General features: G+C 67.7%; 22 protein-coding genes. 7 read left to right on the forward strand and 15 right to left on the reverse strand.

All coding sequences use genetic code 11. The features are described 5' to 3' along the window. Positions 1 to 23: 23 nt before the first annotated feature. From CK240_RS14410 to CK240_RS18305, 5 genes are all read right to left on the reverse strand, one after another. Positions 24 to 1,328 carry an NCS2 family permease gene (locus CK240_RS14410; RefSeq protein ID WP_095641033.1) on the reverse strand — a complete coding sequence of 435 codons (1,305 nt, stop codon included), beginning with the start codon at positions 1,326 to 1,328 and terminating at the stop codon, positions 24 to 26. Between the two features lie 278 nt (positions 1,329 to 1,606). Further along, positions 1,607 to 2,344 carry a DUF4336 domain-containing protein gene (locus CK240_RS14415; protein WP_095641034.1) on the reverse strand — a complete coding sequence of 246 codons (738 nt, stop codon included), beginning with the start codon at positions 2,342 to 2,344 and terminating at the stop codon, positions 1,607 to 1,609. Further along, entirely contained in the window at positions 2,341 to 3,354 is a 1,014-nt protein-coding gene (locus CK240_RS14420; RefSeq protein ID WP_095641035.1) for an SDR family oxidoreductase, read from the reverse strand. The genes CK240_RS14415 and CK240_RS14420 overlap by 4 nt, the downstream gene beginning before the upstream one ends. Before the next feature lie 165 nt (positions 3,355 to 3,519). Further along, a complete protein-coding gene (locus CK240_RS14425) occupies positions 3,520 to 4,938 on the reverse strand; it encodes an erythromycin esterase family protein (protein ID WP_240517451.1) in 1,419 nt (472 codons plus the stop codon). A gap of 276 nt (positions 4,939 to 5,214) precedes the next feature. Continuing rightward, positions 5,215 to 5,502, reverse strand: coding sequence for a hypothetical protein (locus CK240_RS18305; protein WP_135058848.1), 288 nt, complete (start codon positions 5,500 to 5,502; stop codon positions 5,215 to 5,217). A 435-nt stretch (positions 5,503 to 5,937) separates the two neighbouring features. On the opposite strand from CK240_RS18305, the gene CK240_RS14435 reads away from it, so the two are divergent. The 5 genes from CK240_RS14435 to CK240_RS14455 all read left to right on the forward strand — a co-directional run bounded on the left by CK240_RS14435 (position 5,938) and on the right by CK240_RS14455 (position 11,667). Further along, the gene (locus tag CK240_RS14435; protein ID WP_095641038.1) at positions 5,938 to 6,705 is read left to right on the forward strand and encodes an SDR family NAD(P)-dependent oxidoreductase; all 768 of its coding nucleotides are present in this window, start codon (positions 5,938 to 5,940) and stop codon (positions 6,703 to 6,705) included. 12 nt (positions 6,706 to 6,717) lie between these two features. After that, on the forward strand, positions 6,718 to 7,506 hold the full coding sequence (locus tag CK240_RS14440; protein ID WP_095641039.1) for an enoyl-CoA hydratase-related protein: 789 nt from the start codon (positions 6,718 to 6,720) through the stop codon (positions 7,504 to 7,506). A gap of 58 nt (positions 7,507 to 7,564) precedes the next feature. After that, positions 7,565 to 8,725, forward strand: a complete 1,161-nt coding sequence (gene aliB / locus CK240_RS14445) for a cyclohexanecarboxyl-CoA dehydrogenase (protein WP_095641040.1) — start codon at positions 7,565 to 7,567, stop codon at positions 8,723 to 8,725. 26 nt (positions 8,726 to 8,751) lie between these two features. Next, complete coding sequence (gene aliA / locus CK240_RS14450; protein ID WP_095641041.1) at positions 8,752 to 10,404, forward strand: cyclohexanecarboxylate-CoA ligase; 1,653 nt, start codon at positions 8,752 to 8,754, stop codon at positions 10,402 to 10,404. A 318-nt stretch (positions 10,405 to 10,722) separates the two neighbouring features. Continuing rightward, positions 10,723 to 11,667, forward strand: coding sequence for a manganese catalase family protein (locus tag CK240_RS14455; RefSeq protein ID WP_095641042.1), 945 nt, complete (start codon positions 10,723 to 10,725; stop codon positions 11,665 to 11,667). 42 nt (positions 11,668 to 11,709) lie between these two features. Here CK240_RS14455 and CK240_RS14460 read toward each other — a convergent pair whose 3' ends face one another. The 9 genes from CK240_RS14460 to CK240_RS14500 all read right to left on the reverse strand — a co-directional run bounded on the left by CK240_RS14460 (position 11,710) and on the right by CK240_RS14500 (position 20,889). After that, entirely contained in the window at positions 11,710 to 12,558 is an 849-nt protein-coding gene (locus tag CK240_RS14460; RefSeq protein ID WP_095641043.1) for an ATP-binding cassette domain-containing protein, read from the reverse strand. Beyond that, positions 12,555 to 13,394 carry an ABC transporter ATP-binding protein gene (locus tag CK240_RS14465; protein WP_095641044.1) on the reverse strand — a complete coding sequence of 280 codons (840 nt, stop codon included), beginning with the start codon at positions 13,392 to 13,394 and terminating at the stop codon, positions 12,555 to 12,557. The genes CK240_RS14460 and CK240_RS14465 overlap by 4 nt, the downstream gene beginning before the upstream one ends. A gap of 4 nt (positions 13,395 to 13,398) precedes the next feature. Then, the gene (locus CK240_RS14470; RefSeq protein WP_095641045.1) at positions 13,399 to 14,301 is read right to left on the reverse strand and encodes an ABC transporter permease subunit; all 903 of its coding nucleotides are present in this window, start codon (positions 14,299 to 14,301) and stop codon (positions 13,399 to 13,401) included. Then, a complete protein-coding gene (locus CK240_RS14475; protein ID WP_095641046.1) occupies positions 14,298 to 15,305 on the reverse strand; it encodes an ABC transporter permease subunit in 1,008 nt (335 codons plus the stop codon). Before CK240_RS14475 ends, CK240_RS14470 begins: the two co-directional genes overlap by 4 nt. A 69-nt stretch (positions 15,306 to 15,374) precedes the next feature. Further along, entirely contained in the window at positions 15,375 to 16,982 is a 1,608-nt protein-coding gene (locus CK240_RS14480) for an ABC transporter substrate-binding protein (RefSeq protein ID WP_095641047.1), read from the reverse strand. Positions 16,983 to 17,109: 127 nt separating this feature from the next. Then, a complete protein-coding gene (locus CK240_RS14485; protein ID WP_095641048.1) occupies positions 17,110 to 18,312 on the reverse strand; it encodes a M24 family metallopeptidase in 1,203 nt (400 codons plus the stop codon). Between the two features lie 177 nt (positions 18,313 to 18,489). Continuing rightward, positions 18,490 to 19,809 (reverse strand): ATP-binding protein, encoded by a 1,320-nt coding sequence (locus tag CK240_RS14490; protein ID WP_095641049.1) that lies wholly within the window; start codon positions 19,807 to 19,809, stop codon positions 18,490 to 18,492. Then, positions 19,806 to 20,468, reverse strand: a complete 663-nt coding sequence (locus CK240_RS14495) for a response regulator transcription factor (protein ID WP_095641050.1) — start codon at positions 20,466 to 20,468, stop codon at positions 19,806 to 19,808. The genes CK240_RS14490 and CK240_RS14495 overlap by 4 nt, the downstream gene beginning before the upstream one ends. A 1-nt stretch (position 20,469) precedes the next feature. After that, positions 20,470 to 20,889 carry a PepSY domain-containing protein gene (locus CK240_RS14500; protein WP_095641051.1) on the reverse strand — a complete coding sequence of 140 codons (420 nt, stop codon included), beginning with the start codon at positions 20,887 to 20,889 and terminating at the stop codon, positions 20,470 to 20,472. Positions 20,890 to 21,023: 134 nt separating this feature from the next. On the opposite strand from CK240_RS14500, the gene CK240_RS14505 reads away from it, so the two are divergent. Then, a complete protein-coding gene (locus CK240_RS14505) occupies positions 21,024 to 21,899 on the forward strand; it encodes a hypothetical protein (RefSeq protein ID WP_095641052.1) in 876 nt (291 codons plus the stop codon). A 30-nt stretch (positions 21,900 to 21,929) separates the two neighbouring features. On the opposite strand, the gene CK240_RS14510 is transcribed toward CK240_RS14505, so the two are convergent. Then, a complete protein-coding gene (locus CK240_RS14510) occupies positions 21,930 to 22,343 on the reverse strand; it encodes a protein tyrosine phosphatase family protein (protein ID WP_095641053.1) in 414 nt (137 codons plus the stop codon). 226 nt (positions 22,344 to 22,569) lie between these two features. On the opposite strand from CK240_RS14510, the gene CK240_RS18310 reads away from it, so the two are divergent. Continuing rightward, positions 22,570 to 22,714, forward strand: a 145-nt coding sequence (locus CK240_RS18310) for a helix-turn-helix domain-containing protein (protein WP_420818631.1), incomplete at its 3' end; no start/stop codon positions are given.

Genomic DNA, 22,714 nt, shown 5'->3' on the forward strand with positions numbered 1-22,714 from the left:
CGTCCCCGGACCGGTCGGGTGCCTCAGCCCTGCGGGAAGAAGACGAACCGCATGACGAACAGCGCGGCGACGATCCAGGTCGCGGCGTGGACCTCGCGCGCGCGGCCGGTCAGCAGCTTCAGCCCGGCATAGGTGACGAAGCCGAAGGCAAGGCCGTTCGCGATCGAATAGGTGAAGGGCATGGCAATGGCGGTCAGCACCGCGGGCGCGGCCTCGGTCACGTCATCCCAGGTGATCTCGGCGAATTCGCGCAGCATCAGCGTGGCCACATAGACCAGCGCGGGCGCCGTCGCGGTGGCGGGCACCGATCCGGCCAGCGGCGCAAGAAAGGTCGCCAGCAGGAACAGCGCGGCGACCGTCAGCGCCGTCAGGCCCGTGCGCCCGCCCGCCTGCACGCCCGCCGCGCTTTCGACATAAGCGGTGGTGGAGGAGGTGCCCAGCATCGAGCCCGCCACGATGGCGGTCGAATCCGCCATCAGCGCGCGGCTCAGCCCCGTATTGTGGTGGGTCGGTCCCTGGATCAGCAGGCCGGCGCGCTTGGCCACGCCGATCAGCGTGCCGGTGGCGTCGAAGACCTCGACAAGGACCATGACCAGCACGACATGCACGATGCCGGTGCCCAGCGCCCCCGCCACGTCAAGCTGCATGAAGGTCGGGGCGACCGAGGGCGGCGCCGAGACGATGCCCGCAAAGCTGCTCGCCCCCACGAGGATCGAGGCGAGGGTGACGACGAGGATGCCGACCAGGATCGCGCCCGGCACCCGCAGGGCATCCAGCGCGGCGATGATGAAGAAGCCCGCGATGGTCAGCAGCGGCCCGCTTGCGGTCAGGTCGCCCAGCGAGATGAAGGTCGCGGGGTTGGCCACGACGATGCCCGAGTTCTTCAGCGCGATCAGGGCCAGGAACATGCCGATGCCGGCCGCGATGGCGCTGCGCATGGATTGCGGGATGCCCGAGATCAGCCAGCGCCGGATGCCCGACAGCGACAGCAGCAGGAAGATGATCCCCGAGATGAAGACCGCCCCCAGGGCCTGCTGCCAGGTGTAGCCGAGCGTGCCCACGACCGTGAAGGCGAAGAACGCGTTGAGGCCCATGCCCGGCGCCATGCCGATCGGCCAGTTGGCCCACAACCCCATCACGGCCGAACCGATCGCCGCCGCAAGGCAGGTCGCCACGAAGACGGCGTCGCGGTCCATCCCCGTCGAGGACAGGATGTCCGGGTTGACGAAGATGATGTAGGCCATCGTCAGGAATGTGGTCAGCCCGGCGACGAGCTCGACCCTGACGCTGCTTCCCCGTTCCCGCACATTGAAGATGCGTTCGATCATGATGAATGTTCCTCCCCGCGCAGGCTCGCGAGCATTCTGCTTAGCGGACGGCCACTCGCGCCGACTATTCGCCATCCGTTGCAAGAGTTTCAACGGATTAAGGCGAAAGCCCTGATCGGGTGCGCCGTTCCCGGATGCGGCGGTCCCGCCCTTGCTGCGCCATCGGCTGCACGCCGTGGGGGCCGGGCGGGCAGGGGGCTTCCTCGGTGCAGGTCCACCCCGGCCCCCTTGTCGGCCCGGGGGGGGGTCCGGACCGGACCGCAGCGGCCGGGGTCACCTCACTGCGTCAGCCACCGCAACGAGCGTCCCAGCCGGGCACCGGCATCGTGGTCAAACCAGCGCCCGTGGGCGAAGATCACCCGCTCGGGGTCCGTCTCCACCAGCCGGCGTCCGGCCTCGCGCGCCTTGCGCCCGCCCATCTTCACGATGGCGCGCAGGTAGGCCGGGGCCTTGCCGTCCGGCGCGACGATGCCCGCCGCACGGGCGAAGGGGCGCAGGGGGAGCGGCAGCTTCCCCGGTTCGAAGTTCTGCACGAGATCCACGAGGATCAGCGCCCGGCCGGGGCGGTGAAACAGGGCGACCTCGCAGAACCCGCCTCCGCCCCGGACGGTGATCCGGTCAAGCTCTTCGGGCCAGCCGGGCAGGGGGCCATCCTGAAGGTCGCGGTCGAGGCGCACCCCGGACCGCTTCACCGCTCCACGCTGGCGCAGGCCCGGGGCGGCCCAGGTGACGGCCTCGGGAAGCCGGCCCTGCCATTCCTTCAGAAAGGTCCAGTGGACGACATTGGGCGCGACGAAATGCCGGATGGGGCCGAAGCCTTCCAGCGCAGCCTGCAGTCCGGCGGTGTGGCGCGTCGGGGAATGCAGCAGAAGCTCACCGTTCCCCAGCCGGATGACGGTCATGCGGACGGGGATCGGGATCACCCCCATTGCCCGCATCGGGCCGCTGTCCACGATCCAGAGATCCGGCGCCACCGGCTTGGGGACGTCCAGCGGGGGATAGGTGGTTTCGGTCATCGTCCTCTCCCCATGCCCTGCCGGGGCAAGCGGCGGCGGGGGCGGCCGAGCGCCAGCGCAAGCCCGCCGGCGAGAGCAAGGCCAGCCAGCGCCACGGTTGCAGCGCCGCGCTGATCCGGCGACCTGAGCCCGCCATCGATGCCGCCGGGGTCGGCCGGGGGCGCGAACAGGTTGCCGCTGCTGGGCGCGGCCTGTGGTGCGCGGGCGAAGTAGGACCGCAGGAACCCCGCCATCAGCCGCGTGCTCAGTTCGGGCGAGATCGCGTGGCCGAGCCGGACCGCCGCCGTGGGAAGTCCCACCATCGTCGTCGGGCGCGGACGCCGGGCAAGGCCGACGATCACCCGGGCCACCCTGCGCGGGTCAAGCAGCGGGGGCGGCGCGGAAAGCTGCCGCCCGGTGTAGTTGGCTCCGTGGACGATGCCGGGCGCGTCCACGAAGGCGGGATAAACGTCGCAGACATGGATGCGGGGGTAGGGGGCAAGTTCGCCCCGCAGCGCTTCGGCAAAGCCGCGCAGCCCGAACTTGCTGGCGCTGTAGGCCGCGGCAAAGGGCGCGGCGGCAAAGCCCCCCAGCGAGATCATGTTGACAAAGATGCCGTGCCCCTGCCGCAGGAAGATCGGGATGGCCGCGTAGGCGTCGTTGATGTGCCCGATCAGGTTGGCGCGGATCACCTGCTCATGCGCCTCCAGAGGGACCTCGTGGAAGGCGCCGACCGCGCCCACGCCGACGTTGCTGACCCAGATGTCCACGCTGCCCGAGAAGTCCAGAGCGCGCCGGGCGAGGGCCGCGACCTCGTCGGGCCGCGTGACGTCGGTGGGGACGGCAATCGCCTCTGCTCCCAGTTTCCGGCAGCGTTCCGCGACGAGCTCCAAGGCCGATGCGTCGCGCGCAGCGATGACAAGCCGGGCGCCCTCGCGCGCGAAAGCCTCGGCGGTTGCCTGGCCTATCCCGCTCGATGCGCCGGTGATCACCACCGTGCGGGGTTCAGGTTCGCGTCGGGGGTCCTGCATGGGCAGCTCCTTTTCCCGGATGTTCCGTCGGCGGATGAGCCGGACCGGCACGATCACCAACTTTCACGCCGCCCTGATGTTCCAGAGCATGTCCGCGCCTGCTTCTGCCGCGCTGCGGCCGATGCGGAGGGCCACTTCCCTGCGGCCGCGTCCGCATCCCCGCTTTCACAAGCCCGAGGGAAAGGTTTCCGCATCTTCGGGGTCCGTCTTTGCGGCCGGGTCCGCATCGCCGCCGTGACTCGTGGGCGTCAGGGCCGCGCTGCGGTCGATCCACACCCACGCATCGAACTGATGCGGCAGATCGGCCTTCATGTAGTGGCTCGCGCGCTCGCTTTCCGGGCGGTAGATCACGCCGATGAAGCGTTCGAGCAGGTCGCGGGAAAGGCTGTCGCGCAAGTCCCCGGCCCGTCCGAAATCGGCAAGGAAGCGCGGGATGCCGGTTGCATGGCACAGCGCCTCCCAACTGCCGGGCAGGGGCGGGCGAACGGCCATCACCTCCATCTCGTCGCCCCAGTCGGCGGCAGCGGCGACGGTGCCGGCGGCGGTGCCGAAGCCGATCAGCGCCGCCTCGTCCCCAAAGCGTTCACGGCAGAGCTGGCCCAGGTTCAGCTCGTCCATGCTGCGTCCCATGGCTGTCGCCCGGGCATCGCCGATGTGCGAGTTGTGGGCCCAGACCACGGCCCGTGCCCCCGGGCCGCGCGCTTCGAGGATCTGTTGCAGCGTTTCGAACATGTGCCGGTCACGCAGGTTCCACGACGCGGCGCCGCCCTGATACATGACGCGATAGTAACGTTCCGCCGCGCTGATCAGGCGGGCGTTCTGCGCCGCGTCAAGATAGCCCTCGGGATCGCCGTCCATTCCGCGCTGCAGGATCTCGCGGCACTGGGCGACCACTGCTTCCTCGCAGCTGCCATAGCGTTGGCGCAGCACCGCGCTGCCATAATGGGCGGGCTCCTCGGCCCAGGGCGTCAGGCATCCGTAGCGGCGGCGGGCAATGCCGGCGGCTTCGGGATCGTGGCGGTCGAGATAGCCGAGCACCGCCTGGATGGAGCCGGCCAGACTGTAAAGGTCCAGCCCGAAGACCCCTGCGCGCTCGTCCGGCGTGCGGTCCGCGTTCTCGCGCTGTAACCAGTCCACCAGCGCGGCAAAGTCGGTGTTTCGCCACATCCAGCGTGGAAATCGCTGGAACGGCGGCTCGGCCGGGGCGGGCCCGGCGCGGCCCCGCACGCGGCGGTCCAGCACGGCCATGTCCGGCCAGTCGGCCTCGCAGGCGATGATGCCGAAGCCATGGCGGCTGACCAGCCGGCGGGTGATGGCCGCGCGGGCGCGGTAGAAGTCCGCGGTGCCATGGCTCGCCTCACCCAGCAGGATCACGCGGCGTTCGGCAAAGCGGTCGAACAGCGCGGCAAAGTCGTCGTCGATATCGTCGAACGGCTCGGCGATGCGGGCGATGGCCGCGGCCGGGTCCGCGGCCCCTTCCAGCGACACACCGCCGCCGGCTGCGGGCGCGCGCGGATGAGAGATCCCGTGCCCCTTGAACGGCTGGGGCGCCATGCGGTCCGGGTCCGTCGTGTGATCTGTCACAGCGCCTCCCCACGGCTGCATCTTTCCTTTTTAACCGGCAGACTGTTCCAACGTTCCCAGCGAGCGGGAATGACCTGCCTGTCCTCGCCCGGGCCAGGACGGGACGAGAGGGTGCTGCCTGACCGGACCCGTCGGCTGACGCAGCAGATCAGATGCCAGCGGCTTGGGAGACCACCACAATGGGCTTTCCCGAGCAGGGGGCTGCAGCGCAATGTCATCAAGCGTGTGCGACAATGCCGTCCCTCATCGAGCTCAAGGATTCCCGTGCGAAAGCCCCTAGTTCTTCTCTGCCTGCTGACGCTTGTCGCGGGATGTCTGCCAGAAAAGCAACTTGCCACGGTTCCGCTGGCTGGTGGCGCCGAAGTCACGATGCGTGTCCGGGGCATGTTCGGCCTTCACCGCGACTGGCGCAGGGCGTTGCAGGTGAACGCACCGCAGGGAAGCGTCGAAGTGGCCTTGGCAGATGACACCGGGTGGTGGAGAGGGTCCAACCTCTACCTGTGGAAAGCCGGTGTTTACGTCCTTCACGAAGGACAGGGCGGGTGCGTTCAGTTCCGGATCCATCCGCCGGCCTTCCCGGCCGGGCAGTCCGACATTTGCGACAGGAACAGGGCTGGCGCGGATGACATGTCATCCATGCGGCACGGTCCCATGTCGTTCGGGCCGGTTTCGCGATTTTACCCTGGCCCGATCTACCTTGGCCGTTTCGCGGAAGGATCGGACAAGCGATCTCCCCTGAGATTCATCGGTGCCGATGAGGGATCGGAAACGGAGTTGCCGGACATTCTTTAACCATCATGCGGACGGTCGCTTCGCAGGATCACCGCAACAGGCCCGGAACGCGCGAACCGGTGACTGTGCCGCTGATCGAAGGAAGGCAGGTATCTGTCCCCCGATCCGGCGAACAGGCAGTTGCACCCAGGCCTCCGCGCAGGGATATGAAGCGCGCGGGCGGCTTGGCCGTCGCGTGGGGCGTCGCAACAAGGGACGGGCAGTTTCATGCGCGGAGTGAAGGGCAAGCATGTCGTCGTGACCGGGGGCGGCGGCGGGATCGGCTCTGCGGTCTGCGCGCGGTTCGGCGAGGAGGGCGCGCATGTCATCGTCGCCGACATCGACGCCGCTGCGGCCCAGGCGGTAGTGGACCGCATTGCGGCCGCCGGAGGCACGGCGTTCCCCATGGTCGTCGATCTCACCGATGCCGAAGCCGTGCGTGCCGCCGTTGACAAGGCCACTGCCGAGCACGGCCCCATCGACGTGCTTGTCAACAACGCCGGGTGGGACCTGTTCATGCCGTTCCTCAAGTCGGAACCCGGCTACTGGTCGAAGATCATCGACATCAACCTGCGTTCGGTGCTGAACATCACCCATGCCGTGCTGGGGGGCATGGTCGGACGCGGCGCAGGCAGGGTGATCAGCGTGGCCTCGGACGCGGCGCGCGTGGGATCGTCGGGCGAGTCCGTCTATGCGGCCTGCAAGGCGGGTGTGATCGCCTTTTCCAAGACGCTTGCGCGCGAGCACGCCCGCGACGGCATCACCTTGAACTGCGTCTGCCCGGGTCCGACCGATACCGCGATGCTGGAGGGCTTCCTGCACGCCGCCGGCAACAGGGACAAGCTGCGCGACGCCTTTGCCCGCGCCGTGCCCATGGGCCGGCTCGGCCGCCCCGAGGACCTGCCCGGGGCGATCCTGTTCTTCGCCTCGGACGATGCCGGCTTCATCACCGGGCAGGTGATCTCGGTGTCCGGCGGCCTGACGATGCACGGCTGAGGAGGAGCCATCATGGACTATACCGACATCCTGTACGAGATTCGCGGAGGCGCGGCCTGGATCACCATCAACCGCCCCGAGAAATACAACGCCTTCCGCGGCCGGACGGTGGACGAGCTGATCCACGCCTTCCAGACCGCAGGCTGGGACCCCGAGGTGGGCGTGATCGTCCTGACCGGCGCAGGCGACAAGGCCTTCTGCACCGGCGGCGACCAGTCGGCACATGACGGGCAGTATGACGGCCGGGGGGTGATCGGCCTGCCCATTGACGAGCTGCAGTCGCTGATCCGCGACGTGCCGAAGCCCGTCATCGCGCGCGTCAACGGCTTCGCCATCGGCGGCGGCAACGTGCTGGCGACGATCTGCGACCTGACCATCGCCTCGGACACCGCGCAGTTCGGGCAGGTCGGGCCCAAGGTCGGCTCGGTCGATCCGGGTTTCGGCACGGCCTACCTGGCCCGCGTGGTCGGCGAAAAGCGCGCGCGCGAGATCTGGTACCTGAACAAGCGCTATACCGCGCAGCAGGCGCTGGAGTGGGGCCTTGCGAACGCGGTCGTCCCACCCGGGGAACTGGATGCCGAGGTGGACCGCTGGGTGGCCGAGCTGATGGACCGCTCGCCCACGGCGCTGGCGATGGCCAAGGTGTCCTTCAACGCCGACACCGAAAGCATCCGTGGCATCTCGGCCATGGGGATGCGGGCGCTGTCGCTGTATTACGACACCGACGAGTCGAAGGAAGGCGGCGTCGCCTTCAGAGAAAAGCGCAAGCCCGACTTCCGCAAGCACGTCCGCAAGGGCTGAAACCAGCGGGCGGCCCTTCGGGCTGCCCCCATCGTCCGATCCGCCGGGGCAAGGCTGCATGTCAAAGACCGTTTTCGACACCGAGGAACTGGACCGGGTCCGCGATCTCGCGCGCCGCTTCGCCCAGGATCGGGTCGCGCCGGGCTACATGGCCCGCGAGAAGGCCGGGCGCATGGACATGGGCCTCGTGCGCGAGATGGGCAGCCTCGGCCTGATCGCCCCCGAACTGCCCGAGGAATTCGGGGGCATCGGCGCGGGCACGCTTTGCGCCGGTGCCATCATCGAGGAGATCGCGCGCGCCGACTTCACCTTCGGCTACGTGCCGCTGCTGGGCTCGCTGACGGGTCAGGTCCTGGCGCGGTTCGCGCGTCCCGAGATCGCGCGGGAATGGCTGGCAAGGCTGACGGCCGGAGAGATCCTGCTGGCCCTCGCCCTGACCGAGCCCAGGGGCGGATCAGACGCCGCGAACCTCGGGCTGCGGATGGAGCGTGAAGGCAGCCATTACATCCTGAACGGAGAAAAGTCCTCGATCTCGGCCAACCGGATCGCCGCGGGCACCGTGGTCTTCGCCCGGACCGGGCGGCCCGAGGACCGGGCGCGGGGCGTTTCGGCCATCCTCGTCCCGATGGACCTGCCCGGCATCACGACGTCCAGATACGACAACATGGGCCAGAACTCGATTGGCCACGGCTCGATCTGGTTCGACAACGTGCGCGTTCCTGCCGAGAACCTGCTGGGCGAAGAGGGCCGGGGCTTCGCCCAGGTCATGCAGGGCTTCGATTTCTCGCGCTGCCTCATCGGTCTGCAATGCGTGGGGGCTGCGCAGCAGTCCCTGGACGAGACCTGGGCCTGGGTCCGGGAACGGCACGCCTTCGGAAAGCCACTGGCCGCATTCCAGGGCGTCAGCCACCAGCTTGCGGATTTCGAGACGAAGCTGGCGGCTGCGCGGCTTCTGTCGATGAACGCGTTGTGGCTCAAGGACAACGACCTGCCGCACACGGCCGAGGCCGCCATGGCGAAGTGGTGGCCGCCGCTGCTGGCCTACGAGGCGATCCATGCCTGCCTGCTGATTCACGGCCATGCGGGCTATGGAAATGATCTGCCCTTCGCGCAGCGCCTCAGGGACGTTCTGGGGCTGCAGATCGGCGATGGCACCGCGCATGTCATGAAGAACGTCATCGCGCGGGAACGCGCCGGGCGCGAGGCGGTCGGCGGATAGGCCTGACGCAATACCGGGGAAGATGAATGGATTTCGATGCCGTCCTGATCGCGCCACGCCGCGCCGCCATGATCCGTGCAGGCTACTGGCGGGACAAGACCGTCAACGATCATTTCGACGCGGTGCTGGCCACGCGCCCTGACGCCCTGGCGGTCAGCTCGATCTCGGCCGCCGACGGCGGACGGCGCGACTTCACCTGGGCCGAGCTTGACCGATTGGCAAATCGCGCGGCGGTGGGACTGACCCGGCTGGGCGTCGGGTGCGGCGACGTGGTGTCCTGCCAGCTTCCCAACGGCTGGCAGTTCGTCGCCACCTATCTGGGCTGTGCGCGGATCGGGGCAGTGTTCAACCCCGTGATGCCCATCTTCCGCGAACATGAACTGCTGTTCATGCTGCGCCATGGCGGGGCCAGGGTCCTGGTCGTTCCGAAGGTGTTTCGCGGCTTCGACCATGAGGCGATGGCCGAGGGAATGCGGCCGCAGCTTCCCGACCTCCGCCATGTCGTCGTGATGGGGGGCGAGGGGAAGAACAGTTTCGATACCCTGCTGTGCGATCCCGCCTTTGACGCCGACCCGGAACTGAAGCGGATCGTGACGATGAACCGCGCCGGGCCCGACGACGTGACCCAGCTGATCTACACCAGTGGCACGACCGGAGAGCCCAAGGGCGTGATGCACACGTCCAACACGATGTATGCCAACCTGACCGCCTTCGTGGAACGGCTGGGGCTGACGGCGGAGGACGTGATCGGCATGGCCTCGCCCATGGCCCACCAGACGGGGTTCATGTACGGCCTCTTGATGCCGGTCTGCCTTGGAGCACATGCGATCCTGTTCGACATCTGGGACCGGCGCCTTATGGCGAGGATGGTGCAGGACGACCGCATCACCTTCACCATGGCTTCGACCCCCTTCCTGATCGACCTGAGTCAGGCCGTCGAGGAGCAGGGCTTCGACAGCCGCTCATTGCGGATCTTCCTTTGCGCAGGCGCGCCCATCCCCGGAGCGGTTGTAGAGAGGGCGCGCCGGGCAATGCCGCAGACAAGGGTGATCGCCGCTTGGGGCATGACCGAGAACGGCGCGCTGACGGTCGTGGACCCCGAGGATGACGACGAACGCTCGATCAACACGGACGGACGTCCGCTGCCGGGGGTCGAGGTCCAGATCCGCGACCCCCGGGGGAATCCTTGCGCGACGGACCAGCCGGGCGAGCTTTACGTCCGGGCCTGCTCGAACTTCGGCGGCTACCTCAAGCGCCCGCATCTGAACGCGACCGACGACGAGGGCTGGTTCCAGACCGGCGACATCGCGCGTATGGACGACCGCGGCTATATCCGCATCTGCGGCCGATCCAAGGACATCATCATCCGGGGCGCCGAAAACGTCCCCGTCGTCGAGGTCGAGGGCATCCTGTTCAAGCATCCCGCGATCCAGCAGGCCGCCGTCGTCGCCTATCCGGACAACCGCCTGGGCGAGCGCGCCTGCGCCTTTGTGACGCTGAAACCCGGCGCAACCTTCGACTTCGACGAGATGCAGCGTTTCCTGGCCGAGCACAGGTTGTCGGTGCCCTACTGGCCCGAGCGGCTGGAGATCCGCGAAACCCTGCCCGCCACCGCCTCGGGCAAGATCCAGAAGTTCGTGCTGCGGAAGATGCTTCGCGAGGAGGCGGGACTGGAGTGAGGCCGTCCCCGGTCGGATGTGCTGCGACATCGGCCCCCGGATGCCCGGCCCTTAGGCCGGCCTGTTCCGGGCTGATCGGGCCCGTTGGGAACGCAGCATACCCGGAGGCCGGGGCGCTGCCTTTTGCCACGGAAAAACCCGTCCTTCCGACCTGTCCGGGGCGATGCGGCGTGTCGGTTGGGAGGGTCACCCGGGGCGCCTCGACGCGCGCAGGACCAACTTTTTTTAGTAGCGTCGAGTTTCGGTTTTTGTGCGTTGAGGCGCGAGGATGACGTTCGTCGGTCACGCCTCCCTTCCGCCCCATAAAGGATTCGACAGATGTTTCTTCGCGTCGACAAGCTGCAGATCGAACTGCCCGCGCCCGCGCGGCAGGACCCGAACGCCGGTGCCGCCCTTCAGGAACTGCTGGGTGGGAAGTACGGCGAGATGTCCACCCTGGGCAACTACCTGTTCCAGAGCTTCAACTTCCGTTCGAAAAACAAGCTGCGGCCGTTCTACGAACTGGTTGCCGCGATCACTGCCGAGGAACTGGGCCACGTCGAACTGGTGTCGAATGGCGTCGCGATGCTGAACAACGGGCCGGACGTTCCCGGCGCGGACGAGGGCGACGGTGGCGACATCTCGAACGCGCCGTTCGAGATGATGAAGGACATCCGCTCGTCGGCCTCGTTCTACAGCCATGCGGGCGGGGCGGTGCCGGTCAACTCGAACTCGATGTCGTGGAACGTGGACATGGTCACGACCACCGGCAACGTGATCATCGACCTGCTGCACAACTTCCACCTGGAATGCGGCGCGCGTCTGCACAAGCTGCGCGTCTATGAATCGCTGACCCAGGACAACGTCACCGGGCGCGAGATCTGCGGCTACCTGCTGGTGCGGGGCGGCGTGCACGCCCATGCCTATGCCCTGGCGCTGAAGCGGCTGACCGGCGTGGACATCCACCAGATGCTGCCGACGCCGAACATCCCGACCGACAAGATCCCCGAGTCGCGCAAGTATCTGCAGGCCGGGTCGCACCGCCGCATCTACACCTTCTCGCCGGGCGACTATCAGGCGCTGGCGGGAGTCTGGAGCGGCGAGGCCCTGCCGACCGACCCGCCCGGCCCTCTCGAGGTGATCGAGGGAATGCCGGAAGGCGGCAAGATCCATCAGCTCGTGGGCGTGCCCTCGGCCTTTACCCCGGATTATGCGCCCGAGGAGATGTTCGAGATCGCCGAGAAGCTGACCAAGGCGGCCATGCAGGGCGGGGGCTCGCTGTAAGGCAGTTGCGGTGGCCGGCATCCGCCGGCCGCCGTTTCCCGCTCAGGCGGCCTTGGCAGCCTTTGCTGCCTTGCGCCGGGCGAGGCGAGCGCGGATCGCCTCGACATCCGTGATCGGCGTCGCGGCGAAAAGCTGGCGCGTATAGGGGTGCTTGGGGTCGGAAAACACCTCGTCCCGGCTGCCGTGTTCCACCGCCACGCCTTCGCTGATCACCATGACGTCGTCGGCGATGTAGCGCACGACGGACAGGTCGTGGCTGACGAAGACATAGGTCAGCCCGAACTCGTCCTGCAGGTCGGCCAGCAGGTTCAGCACCTGCGCCTGGACCGACAGGTCCAGCGCCGAGACGGGTTCATCCAGCACCAGCAGCGAGGGGTTCAGCATCAGCGCCCGCGCGATGGCGATCCGCTGGCGCTGGCCGCCCGAGAACATGTGGGGGTAGCGGTTGAAATGCTCGGGCCCCAGGCCGACCTTGACCAGCATCGCCTCGGCCCGCGCGCGGCGTTCTTCGGCGGGGACGTCGGTGTTGATGACCAGCGGCTCCATCAGCACGTTGCCGATCTTCTGGCGCGGGTTGAGGCTGCCATAGGGGTTCTGGAACACCATCTGCACCTTGGACCGCATGGCCGGACCCGGACGTGATTTCGAGATGTCCACGCGCTGCCCATCGATCAGCAGCTCGCCCCCCGAGGGCGCGTCGATCAGCGCGATGATGCGCGCAAGCGTGGACTTGCCCGAGCCGGACTCGCCCACGATGGCCAGCGTCTTGCCCTTCTCGACCTTGAAGTCGATACCCTTGAGCGCACGCACCGTCTTGGACCCGCCAAAGAAGCCGCCCGAGACATGGTAGTCCTGGACGAGCTTGCGGCCTTCCAGCACCACGGCGCTCATCGGGCGGCCTCGGCGCTGAAGAAGTCGGACACCGTCGGCAGGCGGTCGCCGGTCGCGTTTTCCGGCAGGGCGGACAGCAGCGCTCGGGTATAGGGATTCTGCGGGGACTCGAAGATCGACAGCACGTCGGCTTCCTCCATCTTCCGGCCCTTGTACTGGACCACGACGCGGTCGGCGGTCTCGGCCACCACGCCCATGTCATGGGTGATCAGGATCAGCGCCATGCCGTAATCCTCCTGAAGCTCCATCAGCAGGTCGAGGATCTGCTTCTGGATCGTCACGTCCAGCGCGGTCGTCGGCTCGTCCGCGATCAGCAGGCGGGGCTTCGAGGCGATGGCGATGGCGATCATCACCCGCTGGCACTGGCCGCCGGACAGCTGGTGCGGATAGGATTTCAGCTTTTCCTCGGGCGAGGGGATGCCGACGGCGCGGAAGAGCTCCAGCGCGCGGGCGCGGGCCTCGCGGCGGCCGAGGCCGAGGTTCAGGCGCAGCACCTCCTCGATCTGGAAGCCGACCGTGAAGGCCGGGTTCAGCGAGGCGATGGGCTCTTGGAAGATCATGGTGATCTCGCGCCCGATCAGGCGGCGGCGCTCGGACGCGGGCATCGCCAGCAGGTCGCGGCCGTCATAGGTCATCTCGTCGGCGGTGACGGTGGCGGTGTCGGGCAGAAGGCCCATCACCGCCAGCATCGACACGGACTTGCCCGAGCCGGATTCGCCCACGATGGCCAGGACCTCGCCCCGGTCCACGCTGATGTCCACGCCATCGACGGCGGTGAAGCTGCCGGTGGCGGTGGCGAAGCGGACGGTCAGGTTGCGGATGTTCAGGATCGCCATGGCGTCAGCTCCGCTTGAGTTTCGGATCGAGCGCGTCGCGAAGCCCGTCGCCCATCAGGTTGATCGCCAGCACCGCGATCAGGATCGCAAGGCCGGGGAAGGTGGCGACCCACCAGGCGCGGGAAATGAACTCGCGCGCCTCGGCCAGCATGGTGCCCCATTCCGGCGCGGGCGGCTGCGCGCCCATCCCGAGGAAGCCGAGCGCGGCGGCGTCCAGCACGGCCGACGAGAAGGACAGCGTCGCCTGCACGATCAGGGGCGCCACGCAGTTCGGCAGGATCGTCAGGAACATCAGCCGCATGTTGCCCGCGCCCGCGACCCGCGCCGCGCTGACATATTCGCGCCGCTGTTCGGCCATGACCGCCGCCCGCGTCAGGCGCGCGAAATGCGGCTGGTAGACGATGGCGATGGCGATCATGGCGTTGGTCAGGCCGGGCCCGAGGACCGCCACCAGCACCAGTGCCAGCAGCAGCGAGGGGAAGGCCAGGATCACGTCCATGATCCGCATGATCAGTGCGTCGATCCAGCCGCCGAAAAAGCCGGCGACAAGCCCGATGATGACCCCGCCCACCAGCGCAATCGAGACGACCACGATACCGATGAACAGCGAATACTGCGAGCCCTTGATCAGCCGCGACAGGATGTCCCGGCCGACGGGATCGGTGCCCAGCAGGAACTCGGGGCGGCCGCCCTCCTGCCAGGCGGGGGGGACCAGCAGGGCGTCCCGGAACTGGACCGTCGGATTGTGGGGGGCGATCCAGTCGGCGAAGAGCGCCGTCAGCACCATCAGCAGGAAGATCACCAGGCCGACGACCGCGCCCTTGTTGCGGCTGAAATAGAACCAGAACTCGCTCAGCTGACGCCGCCGGATGGCGGCATCAGACAGCTTGACGGAAACATCGCTCATCTGTGGCGAATCCTCGGGTTGATGAGGCCATAGGTGAGGTCGACCAGCAGGTTCACGACCATCACCACGCCCGCGATCAGCAGCAGGCCCGATTGAACGACAGGATAGTCACGGCGAGAGATCGAGTCGATCATCCACTTGCCGATCCCCGGCCAGGAAAAGATGGTCTCGGTCAGGATCGCGCCCGCCAGCAGCACGCCGATCTGAAGACCGATGGTGGTCACGACGGGGATCAGGGCGTTGCGCAGCGCATGGACGCCGATCACCCGGCGGCGGGGCATCCCCTTGGCGCGCGCCGTGCGGACGTAGTCCTCGGACATGACCTCGAGCATGGCGGAACGGGTCTGGCGCGCGATCACGGCCAGCGGGATCGTGGCCAGCACGATGGACGGCAGGATCAGGTGGCGCAGCGCCGAGACGAACGCGCCGTCCTGACCCGAGATCAGGCTGTCGATCAGCATGAACCCGGTCACGTTCGGGAAGAAGTACATCAGCGAGATGCGCCCCGACACCGGAGTCCAGCCGAGATAGCCCGAGAAGAAGATGATGAGCAGCAGGCCCCACCAGAAGATCGGCATGGAGAAGCCGACCAGCGCGCCGGTCATGGACAACTGGTCGAACCAGCTGCCGCGCTTGATGGCGGCGATGACGCCGATCGGAACGCCCAGAAGCACAGCCAGAAGAATGGCGACAAGGCCCAGCTCGACCGTGGCGGGGAAAAGCGACAGGAACTCGGCCAGCACAGGCTTCTTCGTCACCAGCGAGGTGCCCAGGTCGCCGTGCAGCAGCCGGCCCAGGAAGTCGAAGTATTGCACGACCAAGGGCTGGTCATAGCCGAGTTGCGCGCTGAGTTCCGCGTGCCGTTCGGGCGAGACGCCGCGCTCGCCGGCCATCAGCAGCACCGGGTCGCCTTCGAGGAAGCGCGGGAAACTGAAGGCGATTATGGTGATCCCGATGAATGTCGGGACGAGGTACAAAAGCCTCGAAAGGATGAAACGGAACATTCGCCTCTTTCCTGAGGGATGCGCGGGAACCGTGCCCCGCGCATCCGGTTTGCACCCGGCGGTGCCGGATTATTCGGTGATGTCCACCGTTTCGAAAGTGTAGTCGCCAAGCGGGCTCATGACGAAGCCGGTGACGTTCTGGCGCATCGGCACGTACTGGGTCGAATGGGCGATGGTGAACCAGGGCGCCTGTTCCTTGAAGATCACCTGCGCCTGTTCATACAGCTTCGTCCGCTCGGCCTGGTCCGCGGTGGTCTTGGCCTTCTGCAGAAGGTCCGAGAACTCCTGGTTGCACCAGAAGGCGCGGTTCGCCCCGCCTTCGCCCGCCGAGGCGCAGCTGAGCAGGACCGACAGGAAGTTGTCCGGGTCGCCGTTGTCGCCGGTCCAGCCCAGGATCACCGCGCCGGCCCGGCCGGGGTCCATCGACTTGGACAGGTATTCGCCCCATTCATAGGACACGATGCTGGCCTGCACGCCCGCCTTGGACAGGTCTTCCTGCATCAGCTCGGCCGTGCGGCGCGCGTTCGGCATGTAGGGCCGCTGCACGGGCATCGCCCAGATTTCCATCTCCAGGTTCTGGACGCCCGCCTCGGCCAGCGCGGCCTTGGCGGCTTCCGGATCGTAGGGATCGTCCTGGATGGCGTCGTTGTAGGACCACATGGTTGGCGGGATCGGGTTCTTGGCCGGCTCGGCCGCGCCCTGGAACACCGCGTCCACGATGGCCTGCTTGTTGATGGCCATGTTCAGCGCCTTGCGGACCTTCGGGTTGTCGAAGGGCGCAACGGTGGTGTTGTAGGCAAGGTAGCCCACGTTCAGGCCGGCCTGCTCGTCCAGCTTGAGGTTCGAATCGGCCTTGATCGCCTCGATGTCGGCCGGGGCAGGGTAGGGCATCAGGTGGCATTCGCCGGCCTTCAGCTTCTGCAGGCGCACGGCGGCGTCGGGGGTGATCGCGAAGACCAGGTCGTCGATCAGCGGCGCGGTGCCCCAGTAGTCGGGGTTCTTCTGGTAGCGGATCACCGCATCCTTCTGGTAGGCCACGAACTTGAAGGGGCCGGTGCCGATGGGCGCGTTGTTCAGGTCTTCCTTGGTGCCCGCGGCTTCCAGCGCGTCCGCGTATTCCTTGGACACGATCGACATGAAGGGCATGGCGACGTTGGCAAGGAACGGCGCCTCGGGCTGGTTCAGCGTGACCTTGACGGTCAGGTCGTCGACCTTCTCGACGGACTTCACCAGCTTCGGCATGTCCATCGAGTTGTAGTATTCGTAGCTGAGCCCGGAGATATACTGGTTCCACGGGTGGTTGGCGTCCGCCTGGCGCTCGAACGAGAAGACGACGTCATCGGCGTTCAGGTCGCGCGTGGGCGTGAACTTGTCGTTCGAGTGCCACTTGACGCCCGGACGCAGCTTGAAGGTGTAGACGGTGCCGTCCTCGGAGACTTCCCAGCTTTCGGCCAGGCCCGGCTCGACCTCGGTGGTGCCCTTCTTAAACTCGGTCAGGCGGTTGTAGACCGGATGCGCCGAGGCGTCGAACGTGCTGCCCGCGGTATAGGGGGCCGGGTCGAACCCTTCGGGCGAGGCTTCCGAGCAGTAGATGAAGGTCTTGGCCATGACCGGGGTCGCGGCGGCCGACAGGGCAATCGCCGACGCGGCGACAAGGCCGCGAGAGAGAAGCGTCATCGAAGGGTCCTTTCACTCACTGTTGAGAGTCGTTCTTCCCCGATCACGCGCTGCGCGCCGGAGGCTGTTCCGTTCTATAGAGGAAGTCGGGGCAGATATTCCACTGTGCAGTGACGCCTTCGTAACGTCAGGCCACGTTCGCGTCAGGACCGAAAGGCCGGTCGATATCACGGGCCGGCGGGCAGAACCAGCGGGGCCCGTCCGCGGTCATGAAGACGATATCCTCAAGCCGGATGCCGCATTCGCCGTAAACGCACAGCATCGGTTCGATCGAGAAGCACATGCCGGGGGCGAGCGGGGTCTTGTTGCCCTTCACGATGAAGGGGTCCTCGTGAATGTCGAGGCCAAGACCGTGGCCCGTGCGATGGGGCAGCCCCGGCACGGCATAGCCCGGTCCGAAGCCCGCCTGCGCCAGATAATTCCGCGCCGCCCGGTCCACCGATTCGCAAGGCGCGCCCACTTGGGCAGCGGCAAAGCCCGCAGCATGGGCGGCCCGCTCATGGTCCCACAGCTCGCGCTGCCGGGGGGTCGGGGTGCCGAAGACATAGGTGCGGGTGATGTCCGACGGATAGCCGTGCAGACGCGCGCCCATGTCGATCAGCACCATGTCGCCGGGCTGAAGCCGCTGCGGATCGGGGACACCGTGGGGATAGGCCGTGGCTTCACCGAACTGCGCGGCTGCAAACAGCGGCGACAGCCCCTGCGCGCGGTGGGCCGCGTCGATGAAGGCGCAAACCTCGGTTGTCGAGATCCCGGCGCGCAATCCCTGCCAGACGGCCCGCTGCACCTGCCAGCTTGCGGTCATCGCTGCCTGCATGATGGCAATCTCGGCCGGAGACTTGATCTGCCGCAGCGCCGGGATGAGTGTCCTTGCGGGGATCACCCGCCCCTCCATCCTCGCAGAGATCGGGGCCGCGAACAGCCAGGGCGTGGTGTCGTCCAGCGCGAGCACCGCGCCATCGCCGCAACGCCGGCGGACGGCGGCGGCGATCAGGGCGTAAGGGTCCTCGTCCTCTTCCCAGCAGGCGATTTCGCCCGGATTGCGCAGCAAGCTGCGCAGCTTCGGCGCCTCGAAGGTCGGGCTGACATGCAGCGGCTCGCCCTGGGCGAAGATCAGCGCGCCGTGGATGCGTTCGGACCGGCCCAGCGCATGACCGAGGAAGTAGGCCAGCGAGGTCGAGGCATCCAGCCAGACCGCATCCACGCCTTCGCGTCGCATGGACTGTTGCAGCGCGCCCTGCCGTGCCGCGAACTCGGCGTCAGTGATCGCAGGGGCCGAAACAGGCTGAAAGCGCCCGAGTGCATGGTCGAAGTCGGTGTGAGCAGTCATTCAAAGGCCGTCGAGGATTCGTCAGCGCGTTCAGACCTCGAATCCCGGGCAACGGCAAGCCGCAAGGAAGTGCGCGTTCGTCGCACTGCTGCGCACCGCCTCGTAGCGGGGCCATTCTTCCCTGAAAAAGCCCCTGACCGTGGCAAGGCCGCCGGCGGTCACACCGCCGGCGAAAGCTCAGCCCGGCAGGATCAGCGTCGCCCTCAGCCCTCCCGATGCCGCGCGTCCCAGATCGAGCCTGCCGCCGTAAAGCGCGGCAAGGTCCACAACGATGGCAAGCCCCAAGCCTGCGCCCGGAAGGCCCGTTTCGTCCAGTCGTCCCCCTCGGCTCAGCGCAAGCGCATGGTCGGCACCCGACATGCCCGGCCCGTCGTCCTCGATCCCGACGACAAGCTCGCGGTCATGCGACACAGCCGAGACGTCGATGCGGGCCGTTGCGTGTTTCACCGCATTTTCCAGCAGGTTGCCCACCATTTCCTCGAGATCCTGGCGTTCGCCCGCGAAACGCGCGTCCGGCGCGCAGCGCAGCGTGATCGTCAGCCCCCGGCTGTCGGCCAGCCGGCGCAGCACCAGCACGAGATCGTCCAGCACCGGGCCCACCATCGTGACATGGCCCAGCAGCCGGGGCGTCCCGACGCTGCGCGCACGCCGCAGGTGCCACGCGATCTGGCGGTCCATGCGATCCACCAGCGCGCGGCCGGGCTGGTCAGGGGGCAGGGTGTTCGCCAAGGCCGACAAGGGTGTGCGCAGCGAATGGGCGAGGTTGCCCAGATGTTCGCGCGCGCGTGCTATGACCAGGCGGTTCGCGTCCAGAAGCGCGTTCATCTCTGCCGCCACGGGACGCAACTCGGCGACCGGGGGCAGGGGAAGGCGCTCTGCCTGGCCCGCGCGGATAGCCCGGATGTCGCGCCCCATCCGGTCCAGCGTCCGCAAGCCCCAGCCGACCTGCGCGAGGCTTGCTGCCGTCAGGCCCGCCCCCAGCACGATCAGGGACAAAGCCAAAGGCTGGCGGACGCGGAACAGGGCGGCGTCGATCTCGGACCGGGGGACGGTCACCACCACCGCCAAGGCCTCGTCCGCGCCGGGCAGAGTGAAGACACGGCGCATGACGCGCAGCGGCTCGCCGTCCGGGCCGGTCCCGGCGCCGCCGCTGTAGCTGCCCGCAGGCGCGGCAAGGCGAAGGTCCAGCAGCGATCCCGACCGGGCAAGCAGCGCGCCGCTTTCGGTTTCCAGCTGCCAGCCATAAAGCGACAAGGGTTGCGACAGGCGCGGGTCCGTGGGCGGCCGTTCGAGGGCAGGGGTGCCGTCCGCCCCGACCTCGGTCCCTGCGATGACCGTCTCGACGATGGCGGCGGCCTCGGCGTCGAAGCGCTCGGTCACGAAGCGGTCCAAGACGCCGCCGATGACCCACCATGCCCCCAGCAGCGCCAGCGTGAGCCACAGGGCGGCGGCGGCCAGCAGCCGCGCGCGGATGGAATCCAGGCGAGAGCGGATCATGCGGGCCGCCGCAGGACGTAGCCCTCGCCGCGCCGCGTTTCGATCAGCCCGTCCCCGATCTTGCGGCGGAGGCGGCCGATCACGACCTCGATCGACTTGAAGTCACGGTCGCTGTCCGCGTCGTAAAGATGCTCGCTCAGTTCGGTGCGACTGACGATCCGGTCGGGGTGGTGCATCAGGTAGCCCAGGATGCGCGTCTCGAAGGGCGTCAGCTTCAGCGCCACGCCGTCGCGCGTGATGACGCCCAGCTGCGTGTCATAGGCCAGCGGTCCCGCGGTCAGAACCACGCGGGCATGGCCCGCCGCGCGGCGCACCAGGGTCTGCGCGCGAAGGACCACCTCGTCCAGGCGGAAGGGCTTGACCGCATAGTCGTCCGCACCCGCGCGAAAGCCGGCGACCTTGTCGGACCAGTCGCCCCGCGCCGTCAGGATCAGGACCGGCATGGTCACGCCCTGGGCGCGCCAGCGGGTCAGCACCTCGATCCCCGACATGCCCGGCAGGCCCAAGTCCAGCACGGCCACGTCATAGGGCTCGGTCGCGCCCGCGAACTCGGCCGCGGGTCCATCATGGAAGACATCGGTCACGAACCCGCCTTCGGTCATGGCCTGTGCAAGCTGGGCCGCAAGGGTGGGGTCGTCTTCCACGATCAGGCAGCGCAAGTCAGTGATCCTTTCCGTTGAAGCGCGCCGCGCCGAGGTCCGCGCCCCGGACCTCGAGAAAGCGGCCCGTCAGGGCATCCATGCGGATGTCCACCACTTCGCTGCCACGGGTCAGGATGCGGATGCGATAGATCAGCGGGCTGCCCGGCCCGCGCTGTGGCACAAGGGCGATGTCCAGAACCTTGCCATCGAAACGACGCAGCGCGCGCCGCACCGCCTGGTGCATGGGCATGACTTCCCTCAGGGGACCGGCAAAGCGGTCCTCATCCTGCGGGCCGAGGTCGAGGCCGCGCGGCATGGGCGCGGTGCCCGTCGGCGGCTGCGGATGGTGCGGCCCGGGCCCGTTGCGCGAGACGGCCAGCCCCGCCAGTGCAAGGACCAGCGCGGCGACAAGGGCTGCGATCAGGAAACGGGGGCGCATGCCACAGCGTATAACGTGAAAACCAAATCAAACCCAAACGGCCTGTTGGCGTTCGGTTCGGGCTTCACCGGCTAGGTTTGATTCGATCGAGGGGCCCCGGGCCTTTCGACAGGACGCAAACGAAAGGATTCGTCATGCTTCGCACTCTTCGCAGCTCTGTCGCCATTCTGGCGGCGACCGCCGCCCTGGCCTCGCCCTTGGCGGCGCAGACCGTGCCCGGCACGCCGGCCGCGCCGGCGGCTCCCTCCGCTTCCGCTCCGGCACCGGCGGCGCCAGTGACGGCCCCTGTGGCGGCGCTGCCCTCGGCACTGACGGAACTGGGGATCTCGGATGCCCGTCTTCACGAGGGCCGGCGCGGCGGCCAGCGGGCCGAGGGCACGCTGCCGGGCGGGCAACGCTTCCACGCCATGCTGGACGAGCAGTCGCAACTGCGGATGATCGGTGTCGAGGGTGAGGGCGCACTGCCCGCCGACATCGTTTCGCGCCTGGTGCCCGAGGGCGTGCGCGCAAACGCGATCTTCGCGGAATTCACGCAACTGCGCGGCATCGGCCGCGGCGAGGAAGGCGTGATGCTGTTCGGCACCGATGCGCAGGGCGAGGAGATCCGCGCGGGCTTCTCGGCCGATGGCAGGCTGCAGCGCTTCGGACGCGGCGACATGGACCGCCCCGGCATGGAGCGCGAGGGTGACCGCCATGGCAAGCGCGAGGTCGACAGGGACCATGGCCGCAAGCACGGCGACGCCGAGGGCCGGGGCCACTCCGAGCGCGACAGCGGTCGCAGGGGACCGGAAGCCGCGCGCGATGCGGGTGGCCCGCGCTCCGAAGGCGCGGCGGCCCCGCTGGATGATGCGGCGATCCAGGGCGTTCTGCGGGACGCGGGCTATACCCAGCCGGGAGCGATCACGCGCAACGGTCCCCGGACCGAGGTCGAGGCGGTGAACCCCGAAGGTGAGCCCGTGACCGTTACGGTCAATCCCCGCGGCGTCGTGGTCCGCGAACTCGCGCGCTGATTGCACAAGGGGACCGCGTCCGCGCGATCCTCAGCCCCGCAGCATCGGGGCGAGATGCGACAGGTCGTAGCCTGCATTTCGCCCGGCCGTCAGGATCTCGTCGGCCGGGCGATCACCGGCCTGGCCCAACGCCCAGGCCGTGGCCGAGCGGGTGCCCGACCGGCAATAAGCCAGCACCGGCCCGGTCGAGCTGTCCAGTATCTCGCGGAAGCGTGCGACCTGGTCGGGCCCGAGCTGGCCGGGAACGATGGGCAGGTAATGATAGGACAGTCCCGCCCGGGCGGCCCGTTCCGCCATCATGTCGCTGCGATAGGTGGGCTCCACCTCGGCGTCGGGGCGGTTGTCGATCACGGTGGTGAAACCCGCCTGTGCAAGTGCGTCGAAATCTTCCGGTTCGATCTGCGGCGCGACTGCGAAATCCGGTGTAAGATGGCGGGAGGTCATGGGGCATCCTGTCTGAGCAGTTCGGACGTGCATTGTGATCCATGACTCTGGGGTGTCAATCTGCGGAGCAGGTTTCCTGACCAACCTTTATATGACATAATACTGATTATTTATAAATTGTGTGTAGACGCAAAGTAGAATTGTCGCTGTCTGGCAAAGTAGAACTGTCGCCCTCACCCTGACCTTCGGGGTTCAGCGTGAGGGCTGCGGGATGGGACTGGTGCTGATGAGCGAGCATGAGCTTCAGCGTATTGAGGTGCTGGCGCAGGTTCTGGACGGCAGCATGAGACCGAGAACAGCAGCCAATGTGCTCGGCTTGAGCCTGCGTCAGGTGCAGCGGTTGTTGCGCGACATCCGCGAACATGGCGCTG

It is taken from the genome of Paracoccus salipaludis, assembly GCF_002287065.1.
GTDB classification, from domain to species: Bacteria; Pseudomonadota; Alphaproteobacteria; order Rhodobacterales; family Rhodobacteraceae; genus Paracoccus; species Paracoccus salipaludis.

What these genes read in the sequence shown, in the direction of transcription:
- CK240_RS14455 (WP_095641042.1), top strand. Translation starts at nt 10,723, where the DNA reads ATGTTTCTTCGCGTCGACAAGCTGCAGATCGAACTGCCCGCGCCCGCG.
- aliB (WP_095641040.1), top strand. Translation starts at nt 7,565, where the DNA reads ATGTCAAAGACCGTTTTCGACACCGAGGAACTGGACCGGGTCCGCGAT.
- CK240_RS14490 (WP_095641049.1), bottom strand. Translation starts at nt 19,809, where the DNA reads ATGATCCGCTCTCGCCTGGATTCCATCCGCGCGCGGCTGCTGGCCGCC.
- CK240_RS18305 (WP_135058848.1), bottom strand. Translation starts at nt 5,502, where the DNA reads ATGGATCCGGAACTGAACGCACCCGCCCTGTCCTTCGTGAAGGACGTA.
- CK240_RS14480 (WP_095641047.1), bottom strand. Translation starts at nt 16,982, where the DNA reads ATGACGCTTCTCTCTCGCGGCCTTGTCGCCGCGTCGGCGATTGCCCTG.
- CK240_RS14440 (WP_095641039.1), top strand. Translation starts at nt 6,718, where the DNA reads ATGGACTATACCGACATCCTGTACGAGATTCGCGGAGGCGCGGCCTGG.
- CK240_RS14465 (WP_095641044.1), bottom strand. Translation starts at nt 13,394, where the DNA reads ATGGCGATCCTGAACATCCGCAACCTGACCGTCCGCTTCGCCACCGCC.
- CK240_RS14415 (WP_095641034.1), bottom strand. Translation starts at nt 2,344, where the DNA reads ATGACCGAAACCACCTATCCCCCGCTGGACGTCCCCAAGCCGGTGGCG.
- CK240_RS14470 (WP_095641045.1), bottom strand. Translation starts at nt 14,301, where the DNA reads ATGAGCGATGTTTCCGTCAAGCTGTCTGATGCCGCCATCCGGCGGCGT.
- CK240_RS14505 (WP_095641052.1), top strand. Translation starts at nt 21,024, where the DNA reads ATGCTTCGCACTCTTCGCAGCTCTGTCGCCATTCTGGCGGCGACCGCC.
- CK240_RS14500 (WP_095641051.1), bottom strand. Translation starts at nt 20,889, where the DNA reads ATGCGCCCCCGTTTCCTGATCGCAGCCCTTGTCGCCGCGCTGGTCCTT.
- CK240_RS14410 (WP_095641033.1), bottom strand. Translation starts at nt 1,328, where the DNA reads ATGATCGAACGCATCTTCAATGTGCGGGAACGGGGAAGCAGCGTCAGG.
- CK240_RS14420 (WP_095641035.1), bottom strand. Translation starts at nt 3,354, where the DNA reads ATGCAGGACCCCCGACGCGAACCTGAACCCCGCACGGTGGTGATCACC.
- CK240_RS14510 (WP_095641053.1), bottom strand. Translation starts at nt 22,343, where the DNA reads ATGACCTCCCGCCATCTTACACCGGATTTCGCAGTCGCGCCGCAGATC.
- CK240_RS14460 (WP_095641043.1), bottom strand. Translation starts at nt 12,558, where the DNA reads ATGAGCGCCGTGGTGCTGGAAGGCCGCAAGCTCGTCCAGGACTACCAT.
- CK240_RS14485 (WP_095641048.1), bottom strand. Translation starts at nt 18,312, where the DNA reads ATGACTGCTCACACCGACTTCGACCATGCACTCGGGCGCTTTCAGCCT.
- CK240_RS14435 (WP_095641038.1), top strand. Translation starts at nt 5,938, where the DNA reads ATGCGCGGAGTGAAGGGCAAGCATGTCGTCGTGACCGGGGGCGGCGGC.
- CK240_RS14475 (WP_095641046.1), bottom strand. Translation starts at nt 15,305, where the DNA reads ATGTTCCGTTTCATCCTTTCGAGGCTTTTGTACCTCGTCCCGACATTC.
- aliA (WP_095641041.1), top strand. Translation starts at nt 8,752, where the DNA reads ATGGATTTCGATGCCGTCCTGATCGCGCCACGCCGCGCCGCCATGATC.